Source organism: Bacillus sp. CCNWLW194, from assembly GCF_037120585.1.
Taxonomy (GTDB): Bacteria; Bacillota; Bacilli; order Bacillales; family Bacillaceae_G; genus Bacillus_A; species Bacillus_A basilensis.
This window is the reverse complement of record NZ_JBBBBL010000003.1, coordinates 449,596-467,009: the sequence shown is the minus strand read 5'-3', so window position 1 is coordinate 467,009 and position 17,414 is coordinate 449,596. Positions and strand designations below refer to the sequence as shown.

General features: G+C 37.1%; 15 protein-coding genes. 12 read left to right on the top strand and 3 right to left on the bottom strand.

Annotated features, from left to right (window positions below):
• Window positions 1-283: 283 nt before the first annotated feature.
• The 12 genes from V7S50_RS08965 to V7S50_RS08910 all read left to right on the top strand — a co-directional run bounded on the left by V7S50_RS08965 (window position 284) and on the right by V7S50_RS08910 (window position 12,603).
• Window positions 284-1,729, top strand: coding sequence for an o-succinylbenzoate--CoA ligase (locus tag V7S50_RS08965; protein WP_242252320.1), 1,446 nt, complete (start codon window positions 284-286; stop codon window positions 1,727-1,729).
• A complete protein-coding gene (gene menC / locus V7S50_RS08960; protein WP_242252321.1) occupies window positions 1,730-2,836 on the top strand; it encodes an o-succinylbenzoate synthase in 1,107 nt (368 codons plus the stop codon).
• A gap of 269 nt (window positions 2,837-3,105) precedes the next feature.
• Window positions 3,106-3,804 (top strand): response regulator transcription factor, encoded by a 699-nt coding sequence (locus V7S50_RS08955; protein WP_063224356.1) that lies wholly within the window; start codon window positions 3,106-3,108, stop codon window positions 3,802-3,804.
• Window positions 3,797-4,903, top strand: coding sequence for a sensor histidine kinase (locus V7S50_RS08950; protein ID WP_098555303.1), 1,107 nt, complete (start codon window positions 3,797-3,799; stop codon window positions 4,901-4,903). The genes V7S50_RS08955 and V7S50_RS08950 overlap by 8 nt, the downstream gene beginning before the upstream one ends.
• 82 nt (window positions 4,904-4,985) lie before the next feature.
• Window positions 4,986-5,846, top strand: a complete 861-nt coding sequence (locus tag V7S50_RS08945; RefSeq protein ID WP_242252322.1) for a M15 family metallopeptidase — start codon at window positions 4,986-4,988, stop codon at window positions 5,844-5,846.
• Between the two features lie 358 nt (window positions 5,847-6,204).
• Complete coding sequence (locus tag V7S50_RS08940; RefSeq protein ID WP_242252323.1) at window positions 6,205-7,305, top strand: amidohydrolase/deacetylase family metallohydrolase; 1,101 nt, start codon at window positions 6,205-6,207, stop codon at window positions 7,303-7,305.
• Window positions 7,283-8,386 (top strand): DgaE family pyridoxal phosphate-dependent ammonia lyase, encoded by a 1,104-nt coding sequence (locus tag V7S50_RS08935; RefSeq protein ID WP_242252324.1) that lies wholly within the window; start codon window positions 7,283-7,285, stop codon window positions 8,384-8,386. The genes V7S50_RS08940 and V7S50_RS08935 overlap by 23 nt, the downstream gene beginning before the upstream one ends.
• A gap of 1 nt (window position 8,387) precedes the next feature.
• Complete coding sequence (gene dagF, locus V7S50_RS08930) at window positions 8,388-9,143, top strand: 2-dehydro-3-deoxy-phosphogluconate aldolase (RefSeq protein ID WP_044793624.1); 756 nt, start codon at window positions 8,388-8,390, stop codon at window positions 9,141-9,143.
• Window positions 9,136-10,152, top strand: a complete 1,017-nt coding sequence (locus tag V7S50_RS08925) for a sugar kinase (RefSeq protein ID WP_242252326.1) — start codon at window positions 9,136-9,138, stop codon at window positions 10,150-10,152. The genes dagF and V7S50_RS08925 overlap by 8 nt, the downstream gene beginning before the upstream one ends.
• On the top strand, window positions 10,152-10,877 hold the full coding sequence (locus V7S50_RS08920) for a GntR family transcriptional regulator (protein ID WP_242252328.1): 726 nt from the start codon (window positions 10,152-10,154) through the stop codon (window positions 10,875-10,877). Before V7S50_RS08925 ends, V7S50_RS08920 begins: the two co-directional genes overlap by 1 nt.
• Window positions 10,878-10,925: 48 nt before the next feature.
• The gene (gntP, locus tag V7S50_RS08915) at window positions 10,926-12,251 is read left to right on the top strand and encodes a gluconate permease GntP (protein ID WP_242252329.1); all 1,326 of its coding nucleotides are present in this window, start codon (window positions 10,926-10,928) and stop codon (window positions 12,249-12,251) included.
• 169 nt (window positions 12,252-12,420) lie between these two features.
• Window positions 12,421-12,603 (top strand): YjcZ family sporulation protein, encoded by a 183-nt coding sequence (locus V7S50_RS08910; protein ID WP_063224348.1) that lies wholly within the window; start codon window positions 12,421-12,423, stop codon window positions 12,601-12,603.
• 50 nt (window positions 12,604-12,653) lie between these two features.
• Here the strand turns inward: V7S50_RS08910 and V7S50_RS08905 are convergent, their stop codons facing one another.
• Genes V7S50_RS08905 through V7S50_RS08895 form a run of 3 tightly spaced genes read right to left on the bottom strand, consistent with a single transcriptional unit; the run spans window position 12,654 to window position 17,355 of the window.
• Window positions 12,654-14,630 (bottom strand): FtsX-like permease family protein, encoded by a 1,977-nt coding sequence (locus V7S50_RS08905; protein ID WP_242252331.1) that lies wholly within the window; start codon window positions 14,628-14,630, stop codon window positions 12,654-12,656.
• Window positions 14,627-15,379 (bottom strand): ABC transporter ATP-binding protein, encoded by a 753-nt coding sequence (locus V7S50_RS08900; protein WP_063224346.1) that lies wholly within the window; start codon window positions 15,377-15,379, stop codon window positions 14,627-14,629. The genes V7S50_RS08905 and V7S50_RS08900 overlap by 4 nt, the downstream gene beginning before the upstream one ends.
• Window positions 15,380-15,399: 20 nt before the next feature.
• Entirely contained in the window at window positions 15,400-17,355 is a 1,956-nt protein-coding gene (locus V7S50_RS08895) for an ABC transporter permease (protein ID WP_242252333.1), read from the bottom strand.
• Between the last annotated feature and the right edge of the window lie 59 nt (window positions 17,356-17,414).

The window sequence follows — 17,414 nt, the reverse complement described above, 5'->3', positions numbered from 1 at the left end:
AAGGTTCTTTCGCACAGAAAGTGTTTTTTACTTTTTCGTGCGGAAGGTTCTTAGACGGAAGGGGCTAGGAGGCGTAGCTAGATGGGATCAAAAGCGGAAGCAGCTCGTTTAGAACAAGAGGGCGTTGGAACTCCTGACGTAGAGGCGCTTTTTGCCTCGTAGGAAGGCGTGAAACGACCGACTGTTCTAGCCGCTGTAGCTAGATGGGATCAAATGGAAACAAAACAACTAAGAGACTTGATATCATATCAAGTCTCTTTCTTTCATGAAAGGAGAATGAACAATGGAGACGATGCCAAATTGGTTAATACAACGTGCATTTTTAACACCAGATCGCACTGCAATTGAAATAGAGGAAGAGAAAGTTACTTTTATGCAGCTACATGAAAAAGTAGTATCTGTTTGTGAACACCTCACGCATGTAGGAGTGAAACGGGGGCAAAAGGTGGCTGTTCTGATGAAAAATGGTATGGAGATGATTTCAGTTATTCACGCCCTATCTTACGTAGGTGCAGTAGCTGTGCTTTTAAATACGCGTCTTTCAAGAGAAGAGCTACTTTGGCAAATGGATGATGCTGAAGTTGTTTGTTTAGTGACGGATCAAGATTTTGATGCTAAAGCTGTTCCTGTCTATTCATTTGCTGAAGTGATGAATGGACCGAAGGCGGAAGCCTCTATACAAGAAGAATTCTCTTTAGAAGAAGCGATGACAATTATTTATACGTCAGGGACGACAGGGAAACCGAAAGGCGTTATTTTAACGTACGGCAATCACTGGGCAAGCGCGGTTGGTTCTTCGCTTAATTTAGGGCTTCGTGATGATGATTGCTGGTTAGCTTGTATGCCGATGTTCCACGTTGGCGGTCTTTCCCTTTTAATGAAAAACATTATGTACGGAATGCGCATTTTACTCGTTCCGAAATATGATGCAGATTTTATTCATACTGCACTTCAAACGAGAGGCGTTACGATTATTTCTGTCGTATCAAAAATGTTAACTGATTTATTAGAGAGACTTGGAGAAGGGACATATCCATCTTCTTTACGATGCATGTTACTTGGCGGAGGACCAGCCCCGAAACCATTATTAGAAACGTGTGTAGATAAAGGAATTCCTGTGTATCAAACGTACGGTATGACAGAAACGTCGTCCCAAATTTGTACGTTATCTGCAGATTACATGTTAACGAAAGTAGGGTCAGCTGGAAAACCACTATTTCAGTGCCAACTTCGTATTGAAAAAGATGGTGTCGTAGTGCCGCCGCGTACGGAAGGCGAAATCGTAGTAAAGGGACCAAACGTAACAGGCGGTTACTTTAACCGTGAAGATGCGACGCGCGAAACAATTCAAAACGGATGGCTTCATACTGGTGACCTCGGTTATTTAGACGAAGAAGGATTTTTATATGTATTAGATCGCCGCAGTGATTTAATTATTTCTGGCGGAGAGAATATATATCCGGCTCAAATTGAAGAGGTGTTGCTCTCTCATCCAGCGGTAGCGGAAGCTGGTGTTGTTGGTATGATTGACGATAAATGGGGACAAGTGCCCGCTGCTTTTGTTGTAAAAAGCGGAGAGGTAACAGAAGAAGAAATTCTTCATTTTTGCGAGGCGAAATTAGCGAAATATAAGGTGCCGAAGAAAGCAAGTTTCTTAGAGGAATTACCACGAAACGCCTCGAAAAAATTGTTAAGACGAGAGTTAAGACAATTAGTGGAGGAGGTGTAGGTGGAGATAAAAAAAGCGAAACTTTATATAACGGAAATGCCACTTGTAATCCCGTTTGCTGCAAGCTACGGAACGTATGAAACGCGTGAGAGTATCGTCATTGAATTAGAAGATACGGACGGATACATTGGATTTGGTGAAGTCGTTGCTTTTTCTGAACCATGGTACACGGAAGAAACAGTGAAGACAGCGCTGCATGTACTGCGAGACTTTTTATTACCTGATTTATTAAAGGCTGAAATTTCTCATCCGAATGAAATACCGAGTTTGTTTCAGCATATAAAAAGAAACCGAATGGCAAAGGCCGGAATTGAAGGGGCTGTTTGGGATTTATATGCGAAGCATCAAAAGAAATCGTTAGCGACATTGCTTGGCGGAACTAGGACTGAAATTGAAGTCGGTGTTGTAATTGGGATCAATACGATTCCGGTTATGTTAAAACAAATTGAGAAGTACGCAGAAGAAGGATACGAGCGTTTTAAAGTGAAAATAAAACCGGGACATGATTACGAATTATTGAAAGAAATACGTAAAGAGTTTCCGCATATCCCGTTAATGGCTGATGCGAATTCAGCGTATACGTTAGCTGATGTAGAGAAATTAAAACGGTTAGATGAATTTCAATTGATGATGATTGAACAGCCACTAGCGGATTATGATTTTCTTGATCATGCACAGCTGCAAAAGAAAATTGAAACGCCAATTTGTTTAGACGAAAGCATCCATAGTTTAGAAGACGCGCGCGTTGCGATTACACTTGGCAGCTGCCAAATCGTTAACATTAAACCAGGGCGAGTAGGTGGATTAACAGAATCGGTTCAAATTCATAATTATTGCATGGCGCATAACATACCAGTTTGGTGCGGTGGTATGGTAGAGATGGGGATTTCACGAGCGCAAAATGTTGCGCTTGCCTCATTGTCAAACTTTACGATTCCAGGCGATATATCTGCTTCTAGTAGACATTGGGAGAAGGATATTATTTCGCCGACAGTGATGCTTGAGGGCGGAAAAGTGATTGTACCGCAAAGCGTTGATGCTGAGTATAAAGTTGACCGCGGAAGATTGGAAGAAATAACGAAGCAGCGGATTGTTTTTGAGCGATGAATTGAATCTTTAATCAGGATGTACGCAAATAGCGAGAGGATTTTGTCGTTAATTGTCGGTAAGTCGATATAATTCAATAATCGCTGATATAATTCGAGTTACGGTTAATATAATTGGAAAATCGCCGATATAATTCAAGTTGTGTTCGATATAATTGGAAAATCGTCGATATAATTTCATTTACTAAGGCTACTCAAATGAGTAGCCTTTTTTGTATTGTACAAATTGGATAGACTAGTTTAAAATCGAGCGTATAAAGGGGGAGTAAAATGAAGCGCATTTCAATTTTAATAGCGGATGATGAGGCAGAAATTGCTGATTTAATTGAGATACATTTAGAAAAAGAAGGGTACCATGTTGTGAAGGCAGCGGACGGGGAAGAGGCAGTTCATATTATTGAAACGCAGCCAATCGACTTAGTGGTTTTAGATATTATGATGCCGAAAATGGATGGGTATGAGGTGACGCGTCAAATTCGCGCGAAGCATCATATGCCGATCATTTTCTTAAGTGCGAAAACTTCGGACTTTGATAAGGTGACAGGTCTTGTATTAGGTGCAGATGATTATATGACGAAACCTTTTACGCCGATTGAATTAGTCGCACGTGTAAATGCACAATTACGCCGATTTCTTACATTAAATCAACCGAAAGTAGCGGAGAGCAAATCTGCTTTAGAGGTAGGCGGAGTTATTATTGATCCTGAACGAAGAACAGTGAACGTGTACGGAGAGCAAATTGAGTTAACACCGAAAGAGTTCGATATTTTATATTTATTAGCGAGTCATCCGAAGAAAGTGTACAATGTGGAAAATATTTTTCAGCACGTATGGGCAGATGATTATTATGAAGGTGGAAATACAGTTATGGTACATATTCGTACGTTGAGGAAAAAACTTGGGGAAGATAAAAGAAAAGATAAGTTAATAAAAACAGTGTGGGGGGTAGGTTATACTTTCAATGGGTAACATGATGAAAAGCTTTCGATTTAAAATGATTACCTTATTTGCGTTAAGTATGGTGCTCGCAGCTACTGTAACTTATATGATTTATAAAGGATTACAGCTGTATTATAAAACGATGGTGCGCTATGAAGAGCCTTTAGCGCAATTTCGGTCAATGGTAAGGGAATTTGGAGACATTAACTTCTTTTTAATTTTCTTTATTCCGTTATCTATTATCTTTTTCTTCTTTTTAACAAAACCGTATTTAAAATACTTTGATGAAATTTCTAATGGGATTCATCATCTTGCGAACGGAGATTTTACAAAACAAGTTCCAATTTCATCAAATGATGAATTTGGAAATATCGCACGTGAAATAAATGTTGCGAGTGAAAAGTTAAAAGAAGCTGTGGAAAGAGGAGACTTTGCGGAAAGTAGTAAAGATCAGCTCGTTGTGAATTTAGCTCATGATTTAAGAACGCCATTAACATCCGTGTTAGGATATTTAGATTTAATTCTTAAAGATGAGAACTTAACAAAAGAACAAATTAAACATTTTTCCACGATTGCATATACGAAATCGCAAAGGCTGGAAAGTTTAATCGATGAGTTATTTGAAATTACACGTATGAATTATGGCATGTTACAACTAAACAAAAAGCCAATTGATATAAGTGAGCTGCTTATACAGCTAGATGAGGAATTGTATCCGTTATTAGAAAAACATCAGTTAGAAGCTAGATTGAATGTGGATCCTCATTTGCCGATTAACGGTGATGGAAAATTGCTAGCTAGAGTATTTGAAAACTTGTTAACAAATGCCGTTCGATACGGATATGATGGGCAATTTGTTGATATGAATGGGTATATCGATAATGAAGAAGTTGTCGTACAAGTTATGAATTACGGAGATAGCATTCCAGAAGAAGATTTACCGTATCTATTTGATATGTTTTATACAGGTGATAAATCGAGAACGGAGAACCGTGGCGGGACAGGCCTGGGACTATTTATTGCAAAAAATATTGTCGAGCAGCATAACGGTACGATTTCTGCTGAAAGTAATGTAGTTAGAACAATGTTTGAAGTACGATTGCCAAAAGACAAGAACTTAACAATTTAATAAAAATTTAAACTTTACCCCACTTTTTATTTTAATAGTTTTTTCTATTCTAGACGTAAGTTACGTTAAGGAGGAACTAAAAATGAAAAAGTGGGTATTTATTTCTTTTTTTATAGCATGCACAATCTGTGTAGGCGTTTATATATCACCGTTATTTCAAAAGGAAATTGATGTGAAAATTGATGGAAAAGATAGTGCAGTAAAGGCTGCCAATATGGAAAATGTGGAGATTACAAAAGAAGAAATTTATAAAGGGGATTTATTATTAGTTAACAAAGATTACCCAGTAAAAAAAGATAGTATTAGGTCCGATATTATAAATGTAAATCATAGTAGTGAATTAGTAAGAGGCTATGTAATATTTGATAGAAATCTTCGTTTATCAAAGGATGTTGTGAAAAAGTTTTTGAACGTTGTCGATGCAGCTGGAAAAGACGGAGTACAGAATTTCTTAATGAGTAGTGGGTATCGAGATTTTAAAGAACAAAGTAAATTATATAAAGAAATGGGATCGGATTATGCACTCCCGGCAGGATACAGTGAACATAATTTAGGATTATCACTGGACGTTGGTTCAACGCAAAAGAAAATGGAGAAAGCTCCTGAAGGTAAGTGGGTTGCAGAAAACGTATGGAAGCACGGCTTTGTGTTACGCTATCCGAAAAATAAAAGTCATATTACAGGCATTCAATATGAACCGTGGCACATTCGTTATGTCGGCTTACCTCATAGCGCAATTATGCAAAAAAAGAAAATTACATTAGAGGAATACTTAGAGTTCTTGAAAGAGAAAAAAGAAATCACAACCGATGTGGAAGGTAAGAAATATACGGTTTCTTATTATAAAGTTTCGGGGAATATGAAAGTGAACGTTCCAGCAAATAAGCAGTATGAAATTTCGGGGAACAATATGGACGGGGTTATCGTGACGATTCAGGAATAGAGAAAGAGGTTGTTCCGTTTTGGAGCAGCCTTTTCGTATATAAGAAAGGGATTGGTGTTTTTTGTCGGTAAATCGATATTCCTTGCCTAATCGTTGATATATTTTGAGTTACGATAGATATAATTGAAAAATCGTTGATATATTGTAAGTTATGATAGATATATTCGAAAAATCGTTGATATAATTTCCTGTACTATCAGCATTTTGAGGAGTATCTTTTATTTCACTTTTAAACATTATAACGTTATATTTACTTCTTTCTTTTTTTGTGTTACGCTAAACGTGTGAAAGAGATATAAAATGAAACTTTAATGTAAGCGTATTCTTATGGCTTCTTATAGAAAAGGGTGGAAGTACAATGACAGAGCGATTCGTACTACGTAATGTGAAACGTGTGAACGGGGAAGAGATTGACATTGTAATTGAAAATAATAAAATCGCACAGGTGACGAAAGCTGGTGCTGGTGAGGGTGGAAAGGTTCTTGATTACTCAGGTACTTACGTATCGAGTGGTTGGATTGATTTGCACGTTCATGCTTTTCCAGAGTTTGATCCATATGGCGATGAGGTGGATAAAATTGGCGTTAAGCAAGGGGTAACGACAATCGTTGATGCGGGTAGCTGCGGAGCTGATCGCATTGCAGATTTAGTAAAAAGTAGAGAACAGGCGAAAACGAATTTATTTGCCTTTTTAAATATTTCTCGCATCGGTTTGAAACGAATTGATGAATTATCCAATATGGAATGGATCGATAAAGAGAAAGTAATAGAAGCAGTAGAAAAGTATAAAGATGTAATCGTTGGGTTAAAAGCGAGAATGAGTAAAAGTGTCGTTTGTGATAGTGGAATTGAACCACTTCATGTAGCGCGCTCTTTATCCCGTGAAACATCATTGCCGATTATGGTACATATCGGTTCAGCGCCTCCTCGCATTGAGGAAGTTGTACCTCTTTTAGAAAAAGATGATGTCATTACACATTACTTAAACGGGAAAGAAAATAATTTATTTGATGAAGAAGGCAAACCGCTACCTGTTTTACTAGATGCAGTGAATCGCGGTGTGCATTTAGATGTTGGTCACGGTAATGCTAGTTTTTCTTTTAAAGTAGCAGAAGCAGCGAAGCGTCACGATATTGCCTTTCATACAATTAGTACAGATATTTACCGGAAGAATCGTATACACGGTCCAGTGTATAGTATGGCTCACGTTCTTTCGAAATTCCTTTACTTAGGTTATCCGCTAGAAGAAGTAATTGATGCGGTTACGAAAAATGCAGCAGAATGGCTTAAGAAACCAGAGCTTGGTCGTATTCAAGAAGGAGATATTGCAAATTTAACTTTATTTACGGTGAAAGATGAGAAGGTTACGTTAATTGATTCAGAAGGGGATCAGCGCATTGCTGAAAAAAGGATTGATACGAAAGGGGTTGTAATCAATGGGTCATTCATTGAATGCTAAGTACGGATTAAAAAGAGTAATTAATGCGAGCGGTAGAATGAGTATTTTAGGTGTATCCGCTCCGACAGATACAGTTATGGATGCGATGAAACATGGTGGACAAAATTATGTGGAAATTGCTGATTTAGTAGATAAAGCAGGAGACCATATTGCGAGAATTCTAGATGTAGAGGCAGCGGTTGTTGTGAACTCAGCATCGAGCGGAATTGCGCTTTCTATTGCTGGTATCGTTACAGAAGGAAATCGTCGTAAAAGTGAAAGACTTCATCAAGAGGTCATCGCGAAAAACGAAGTGATTATGTTAAAAGGTCATAACGTTCAATACGGTGCTCCTGTTGAAACGATGATTTATTTAGGCGGAGGTAAGCTCGTTGAAGTTGGCTACGCAAATGAAGGAAAAGCTGAGCATATTGAAGATGCAATTGGTGAAAATACAGCGGCGATTCTTTATGTGAAATCCCATCATGCAGTGCAAAAAAATATGATTTCTGTTGAAGAAGCATGGGAAGTAGCGCAGCGAAATAACATCCCACTTATCGTCGATGCGGCAGCTGAAGAAGATATTCAAAAATATGTGAAGTATTCAGACCTTGCCATTTATAGCGGTTCAAAGGCAATTGAAGGACCTACTTCAGGTATTGTTGGCGGTAAAAGAAAGTATATTGAGTGGCTGAAAGTGCAATTGCATTGCATCGGAAGAAGTATGAAAGTTGGGAAAGAAACAACATTTGGCTTACTTCAAGCGCTTGATGAGTACGGAGTAAAAGAAGATAAGAGTGAGCAAGAAAAAGAGTTGTTACAAGTACTTATGCCGCTAAAAGAATTAAACGGTATAAATGTAACGATTGTTCAAGATGAAGCGGGAAGAGCAATCTTTAGAGCTCGTATTCATATTAACGAGAAAGAGTTAAATAAATCGGCAAAAGACGTTGTGACTGCATTACGCGACGGGGAAATCGCAATTTACACACGTGATTACGGAGTAAGACAAGGATTCTTTGATATCGATCCACGTCCACTTCAAGGTGATGACATACATGTGATTGAAGAAAAAATGAGAGAAATTGTAGGGGGAAACTAAAATGACAAACATTCAAAAACGTTTTTATAAAGGCCGCGTAGCATTAAATGTATTAGCGAACAATATCGAAAATGCGAAAGATATTTTTGAAGCAGCAGAAGGTTATGTAGTAGTAGGAGTGTTATCAAAAGATTACCCAACTGTAGAAGAAGCTGTTACAGCGATGAAAGCATACGGAAAAGAAATTGATGATGCTGTATCAATCGGACTAGGAGCAGGAGATAATCGTCAAGCAGCAGTTGTAGCTGAAATTGCGAAGCATTATCCTGGTAGCCATATTAACCAAGTGTTCCCTTCAGTTGGGGCAACACGTGCAAATCTTGGCGGAAAAGATAGCTGGATTAATAGTTTAGTATCACCAACAGGAAAAGTAGGTTACGTAAATATTTCTACTGGTCCAATTAGTGCTGCTGGAGAAGAAAAAGCAATCGTTCCAATTAAAACAGCGATCGCACTTGTACGTGATATGGGCGGAAATTCATTGAAATACTTCCCGATGAAAGGTCTAGCTCATGAAGAAGAATATCGCGCAGTTGCGAAAGCTTGTGCGGAAGAAGGATTCGCATTAGAGCCAACGGGCGGAATCGATAAAGAAAACTTTGAAACAATTGTACGTATTGCGCTTGAAGCAAATGTAGAGCAAGTTATTCCGCATGTATACTCTTCTATTATTGATAAAGAAACTGGTAATACGAAAGTAGAAGATGTTCGTGAATTATTAGCAGTCGTGAAAAAGCTAGTTGATCAATATGCGTAAGAAAATTGCAGCGTTCGGTGAAGTAATGATGCGCCTGCAAGTACCAGGATATGAATTGTTGTCGCAAGCAAATACATTAAAATACTCATTTTCTGGTACAGGTGTGAACGTTGCAGCTGCGCTTTCTCATCTAGGGCATGGAGGGCTTCTTATTTCAACTTTACCGGAAAATTCGGTTGGAGATGCGGCATTATCTTATATTCAAAAGTTAGGTGTGCAAACATCACTTGTTTCAAGAGGCGGCAAATATGTCGGCATGTACTTTTTAGAAAATGGATTTGGGGCACGTGCAAGCCGCGTTACATATTCAAATCGACTAGAAAGTAGCTTCAATACGGCATGTGAAGAAATATATCAATTTGAAGAGATCGCAAAGGAAATTGATATCGTTCATTTTTGCGGGATTACACTTGCGATGAATGATACTGTGCGTCGTCACATGAAATCTTTAGCGAAAGCAGTGAAAGAAAACGGAGGCACTGTCGTTTTTGATTGTAATTATCGTCCATCTCTTTGGGGAGAAGACGGATATGAGCAGGCGAAACCGCATTATGAAGAAATGTTAGGGCTAGCTGATATTGTAATGATGAACGAAAAAGATGCAATGTTTGTTTTAGGAATGAAAACAGAAGAGATGGAGCGCGAGGCACAGCTGATGGATCTAATTCCAAAGGTAGCTGAAACGTATCGTATCGCTACAATTGCTGGTACACATCGCTCTATTAATAGTGATAATACACACTCGCTTCGCGGGTTTATATGTAAAGATGGTGCGTTCACTTTTGCAAAAACACTTACGTTTTCTGTATATGATAGAATAGGTGCTGGAGATGCTTATACGAGCGGGATTATTCATGGCGAGATAGAAGAGTTTGCACCAGAGAAAGCTGTTTCATTTGCGTCAGCAGCTGGAATGCTTGCACATACAATCGTCGGTGATACGCCAATGTCATCAGAGAAGGATATACTTCGGGTAATGACGGCATCAGTAGGTGATGTAGAAAGGTAGTGGGTGTAAAGGTGAACGTAACGAGGAAAAAAGGACCATTATATTTACAAATAAAAAATATTATTCGTGATCGAATATTGCATGGTGTATATGCGATTCATACGAATATTCCTTCCGAACCACAGTTAGAAGAAGAGTTCAAAGTGAGCAAAATTACAGTACGAAATGCGATTAAAGAACTTGCTCAAGAAGGGTATTTGGAAAAGAAAAGCGGTAAAGGAACGAAAGTCATCCGTAATACTTCTGCGACAAAGCTGTCAAAGGGTAAGAAATTTACAGAAGTGTTAGTGGAAGAAGGCTATAAAGTACAGAAGAAATTGCTAAAAGCAGAAGTTGTTCAGAATGAAGAAGGAACAGTGCCGTTTCGATTATTCGGTAAAGAGAGTTTTCGTATTGAACGTTTATATACGTTAAATGATGCACCGTACATTCATTATACGCACTATTTCTCAGCACGAATGGCAAGCACTGATTTATCGGACTTTGACTTGCAATCGCTTTACGATTTAGTTGAAGACCGAGGTATACATTTAGAAAACTTCAGAGATGAATTCGCTGTTGGACTGGCACCTAGTTTCGTTGCAGAATCGTTAGGTGAAAAAGAGGGCACAGCGTTGTTAAAACGAATGCGCTATTCTTACGATGAAGTTGGCGAAGTAATTGAATATAGCGAAGGCTACTACAATACAGAAATGCAGCATTATGTAGTGAATTATGACGTATAAAAAAGAGGGGATTTTCCCTCTTTTTTTATAAAGTAAGGGGAATGAGAGATGGATATATACTTATTAATCGTCACGTTACTTGCAATCGCGATTGTTATTTTAGGGGTATCATGGTGGAAATGGCATGCATTTATTAGTTTAACAGTTGCGAGTTTATTTTTAGCTATTATGTCTGGACTGAATTTAACGAAAATAGTGACTGCCTATGAATCTGGTGTTGGTAGTGTACTAGGTCATTTAGTTGGTATTTTAGCTCTCGGTACAATTTTAGGAAAAATGATGTCCGATTCAGGGGCCGGCATGCAAGTGGCAGATTTCTTTATTCGATTTTTCGGTGTAAAAAAATTGCTGTGGGCTATGTTATTTGCAGGATTTGTTATAGGGATTCCAGTATTTTTTGAAGTGGGAATCGTCATTTTATTACCACTCGTTATCTCGATTCGAAAAACGACGAAGCAAAACATCTTATTAATTGCCTTACCTGTTATTGCGGGATTATCTATTGTTCACGGGCTCGTGCCACCACATCCAGGGGCGATGACAGCAATCGGTATTTATCACGCGAACTTAGGAAAGGTGCTCTTATATTCATTAATTATCGCGTTACCAACAGCTATTATTGCAGGACCAGTATTTGCAAAGTGGGTACATAAAAGAGTTATACCTGAAAATGAACCAGAGCTTATTCGAGTTACGACTGTCTCAACTGATTTACCGAGTCGTAAAGTTTCATTCTTTATTATTTTATTACCAGTTGTATTGATGATTTTATCAGTCGTTGCACCGTATATTTCATTACCGGAAAAGATGACTGAATTTTTAGTTTTTATAGGAAGTCCAGTAATCGCTTTACTCATTTCATGTTTTGCAGCGTTTTATTTACTTGGCATGAGACAAGGTATTAATAAAAAGATGATTAAAAAATTAACAGACGATAGTTTATTACCGGTCGGTTCTATTATTTTAATTATCGGTGCAGGCGGTGGATTTAAACAAATATTAATTGAAAGCGGCGTTGGAACAGCGATTGCACAAATGGCAGAACATATATCGTTATCACCAATCGTATTAGCTTTCATGGTAGCTGGATTAATCCGAATTGCAACAGGTTCAGCGACAGTAGCATTAACGACAGCAGCAGGAATTGTATCACCAGTTATTCAGCACATGTCTGGTGTGAATTTAGAGTTACTTGTTATTGCAACCGGAGCAGGTTCATTAATGTTTTCTCACGTAAATGATGCAGGGTTCTGGCTTGTAAAAGAGTATTTAGGTTTGACAGTAAAAGAAACGTTTAAAACGTGGACGGTGCTGGAGACATTGTTATCATTTATTGCATTCGGTTTTGCCCTTATGTTGAATATGTTTCTTTAAAAGATACCTCAATAGGTATCTTTTTTTTGATGAAGCCCAATTGCCAAAACAAGCCCGTTTTTAAGTAAGCCAAGCTTCCTATTCGCCCTGAAAACATACTATAAATGGAATCCCCTCATTTAGAGCAAGGTGAACTTGTTATGAATGATACTAAAGGAGGAATAGAGTAATGAGCGAAAAGTGTGAACACAGACATGATGATTGTAACCGCAGACATGGGTGCGGCGGCGGTTTTGCGCTTCTAATCGTATTGTTTATTTTATTAATCATCATCGGTGCTAGCTGCTTCGGCGGTGGCGGTTCTTGTGGTTATGGTGGTTACGGCGGCGGCTATGGTGGATATTGCTGCTAATTAAAAACTATTGAAAATGGCCTTGTGCGTATTGCACAAGGCCATTTTATTCATATTTTTATGTGTTGTGATAATTTATTAATGTACAGAGAACGGATTAAGAAGAAGAAAATAATCTCGATAATCCCGAAAAAGGTGAGTACAATTAATAACTCTTTTAGTAAAGAAAAAGCGAACATGCTTTGTAAAAACTTAACTGCAAATAACGTGTGAACACCAGCAACGATGTAAGGGACGAAAAATAAAATTCCTAATTGAATCGTTGCGGAGCGAAACATTTCTGACTCAGTTAATCCAAGCTTTGTAATCGTAATGTATTTTTGTTTTTCAGTCGTTAAGTCGTTATACATACGGAAGTATAAAACACTAGCCGCACCGATAAAGAAAATAAAGCCGAGAAATGCCCAGATAAAGAATCGAGCTACTGCATTTTCCTTACTGTGAAGGAGTTCATCCGTAGCTGTATCAATATGAAATGGCTGGCTGAAATTTTCTTCATCCTTATGTGTTTCATACAAGGTTTTTGAATCGTGATCTAAGCTTTTTAATATGTTCTTTGTTGGGATAATTGCATTTTCCCAATTTTCTACGAAGTAGTTATAAACTGTAATGGTTTCAATATGAGGAATCATATTTTCAATTACTTCATCTTGCATCACAATTAAATGAGGTAATGTAAAGGGTGGCGCGATTCCTTTATTAATAAAACCTTTAATTTGAAATTCTTTTTTATTAGAACCAAGTGTAAGCGTGTCCTGCTTCGCAAATGGGTTAGACACGAGATTTAGTAGTGCTGGTGAATAGCGAGAAATACTATAAACTTGTGTAGAATCGAGAGTGATTTCTGGTCTGTTTAATTGCTTTGCAATTGCGTTATAATCACTCATTTTCATAATGGCAATTGACTCTTTTGAAGTTGTATCTTTTAAAACGGTAAACTTATATTTGTTATATTGAAAATTAGCATTTGTAAGTTCAGTTTCAATCGTAGTAATATGCTTTTGTTCAAATGCATTAGCACCTTCTGATGTATAGGTGAAGGGTATTGGATATCGTTCTAGTATGGATGCTTTCGTATGGTTGTTTGCTGCAAATAACCCGATAATAATTGTAAAGGCAAGTGCAGATAGCATAGAAACGATAAAGAGTACATTAATATTACTGCGGGTACGAGAAACTAAATCTGAAATCCATAACATATTTATTTGTTTCAAATAAAACTTTCTTCGTTTCTTTAAAATATAGATAAAGAGAAGAAATGTTTGTGAAAAGAATAAATATGTCCCGACTACTACGAGCGGTAAAATAGATAGCATAATTAAGAATACGGATCCATTTTGGACATTTTTTTCAGTTACATAGCCTTGTGGATAACCGGCGATATAATAGCATAGGCCTAAACAAGTTAAAGCAAATAGCGAAATGAGTATAGATGGTTTTTTTTCGCTCTTCTCTTTTTTAACTCCCTTAATAAGCTGCGTTGTTTTTCGAGTACGAATAAACATTGGTGTAAACGTAGAAACAATTAAAAATAAAATGATAAACGTTACGGTTGTAACGATAATCGCTTCTGTTGGCCAATATAAATAAAGGCCTTTCGCACTTGTTAATTTCGAAGTGACTAATAAGAAAAAGTTAGAAAATACAAGACCACCTTGAATGCCGATAAAGATAGATAATATCCCGATTATCATGTTTTCAGTAAATAAAAGTCTTTTTAATTGTCTCTGTGAGATACCGAGAATCGTGAGTATCCCAAATTGCTGCTTACGAACATTTAAAAAAGTTCCAATTGAATATAAGAGAAAGAAGAACGAGAACATAACGATCACAAGCTGTGCTGTACTAGCTAAGTTCATTAGAGGATCACGTTCTTGAAAGCTTTGTACACTTTGTAAGCGCGGATGATACGCGTATACGGTAAACGAAAAGAAAACCATTATAGAAAAAGCACTACTTACAAAATAAGCGAAATATGCTTTCGAATTACGCGAGACATTTTTAAATGCGAATTGCCAAAATGTCATCCACGTCTTCCTCCTAATAACGCTAAAACATCTAATATTTCTTGATAAAACTTCTCGCGATATAGCCCGCGGTGCAATTCGTTATAAAGCTCGCCGTCTTTAATGAAAATGACGCGGTTACAATAACTGGCTGCAAATGGATCATGCGTAACCATTAAAATCGTTGCATCTTCTTCTTTGTTTAACTTTGTAAATAACTCCATTACATCAATAGCTGCTTTCGAGTCTAGGTTCCCTGTCGGTTCATCAGCTAGTAAGAGAGAAGGATGATGAATAACGGCGCGTGCTACAGCAGTACGCTGTGCTTGTCCTCCTGAAACTTCAAAAATACGTTTATTTAAAATATGATCAATTCCTAGTTTGGTTGAGATGCTATCGAGTTTTTTGTCCATCTCTTTTAAAGGAACATTGTCTAACGTTAAAGGTAATACGATATTTTCTCCAATCGTTAACGTATCGAGTAAGTTAAAGTTTTGAAAAACAAATCCTAACTCTTGGCGACGGAAAATAGCTAATTTTTCTCTACGAAATGTGTGCGGTCGCTTCCCGTTAATTACGACTTCCCCAGAAGTAGGCGAATCAATTGTAGAAATAACGTTTAAAAATGTAGATTTACCACTTCCAGATGGCCCCATAATTGCAACGAATTCACCTTTATCTACGTGCAAATTTATATTTTTTAAAGCTGTATGAGGGACTTTTCCCTCATACACTTTTGAGACGTTTTTTATGTGTAATACTTCTTCCATAGTAATCACCTTTCTATCTGTTAAAACTTAATGTGTTGTGATAATTTTTGCATATAAAAGGAACGAATTAAAAGGAAAAATAGAATTTCAACCGTTCCAAAAATCATAAGTACGACTGTAATCTCAGCGAAGAACGAGAGATTTAAAATTTCTTGTAACATCTTTGTCGCGAACATCGTATGGATGGATGCCATAATGTAAGGGACAAAGAATAAAATAGCGAGTTGAATGGTAGCAGATCGCTTCATTTCGTCTTCTGTTAAACCAATTTTTGTAATCGTTACATATTTTTCTTGCTCGTTTGTTAAGTCAGTATACATACGGAAGTAAAGAACACTACCAGCACCAATAAAGAAAATAACACCAAGGAAAGTTCCAATCAAGAAAAATGAAGCGACATTTAGTTTCGTTTTGTATAGAGAGTTACTTGCTTCACTTGCATGGAATGGTGCATGTTCTGCTTGAATCGCTGCATTGTCGTTACTGATTTTTGTTATAAATGCAGCACCGATATTATATGCCTTTTCCCAATTCGGCACTTTGAAGCTATATACACTCATTTGTTTGGAAATAGTTGATAAGGCTTCTACATTTTCATCAGATATAATGAGTAACTTCGGTACTAACCAGTTTGGGAACGGACTAGTACTTTTATAATCCTTCACTTTCAAATGTAAAGAGTTTTGAGTAAGTGTAAGACTATCTCTTTTTTCTTTATCATAAAATGTTCCAATGAAATGATCATCTATTTCTTTCATAAGAATATAAGATTCATTATTCTTTACGATGAGTGGATCTAAGTTTAATGCATTGGCGAGTACATTATAGTCACTTTGTTTCATTACATGATAGACCTGCGTGTTATCTTCAGCTAAAGATACTTCGTATATATCCGTTTTAAATTTTTCATAAGTAAATTGTTCTTCATTAAATTTTTGTTCTAACCAGTTTAAATGTTCATCACCTAACGTGTTTTCAGTATGTGATAAATAAGTAAATGGAAAAGGATTTTTCCTTATTTCATTAAACTTTGTGAACTTCCCAAAACCATATAGGAATGTAATCATTGTAAAAGCGAGCGTTGATAGCATCGCCACAATAAAGAGCATATTAATATTCGTTCGAATACGTGATGCTAAATCAGAAATCCAAAGCATATTAATCCGTTTCATATAAAACGTTCTTCGCGCTTTTAATATACGAATGAGTAAAAAGCTAATTTGCGAGAAGAAAAAATATGTTCCAGCTGCAATAAACGATGGGATGACAAATATACTAGAGACGGCATATAAAAGCCCAATGATGTCACCTAGCGACAGAAAATATAATGGATTTGCGGCTAACGTATATCCAGATATTAAACATATCGCACCAAATAGAGAGATGAGCACAGATGCTTTTCTTTCTTTTTGTTTTGTTCCTTCTTTTAAAAGACGTACAGCTTTTCTCGTACGAATGAGCATCGGTGTAAAAGATGATACGAGAATAAAGAGTCCAAGAAAGATGATGATAGTTAAAATAATGGCACCTGTCGGCCAATATAAATATAAACCAGGTACATGTGTAATCTTGGCGGTAACTAATAAAAAGAACTGTGAAAAGACAAGTCCAAGTTGAATGCCAAAAAATATAGAAAGACCACCAATTAACATATTTTCTATAAATATGAGTCGTTTTAATTGTTTTTGAGAGATGCCAAGTACTGTTAAAATCCCAAATTGCTTTTTTCGTACTTTTAAGAAAGTACCGATTGAATATAGTAAAAAGAAAAATGAAAAGAATACAATGACAACTTCTGAAATTGTCATTAATATGTTCAGAGCAGTATTTAAGTCTGTCATATGCAATTTAGGATGAAATAAATAAACTGCAAACGAGAAAAAAATAGCAATGGAAAACGCACTGCTTACAAAATAGGCGAAATAAGCTCTGGCGTTCCGCGAGACGTTTTTAAAGGCAAACTGCCAAAATGTCATTCACCTAAACCTCCTAATATAATGAGCATGAAAAGGAGGGAAGAGATCCCACCTTCTCA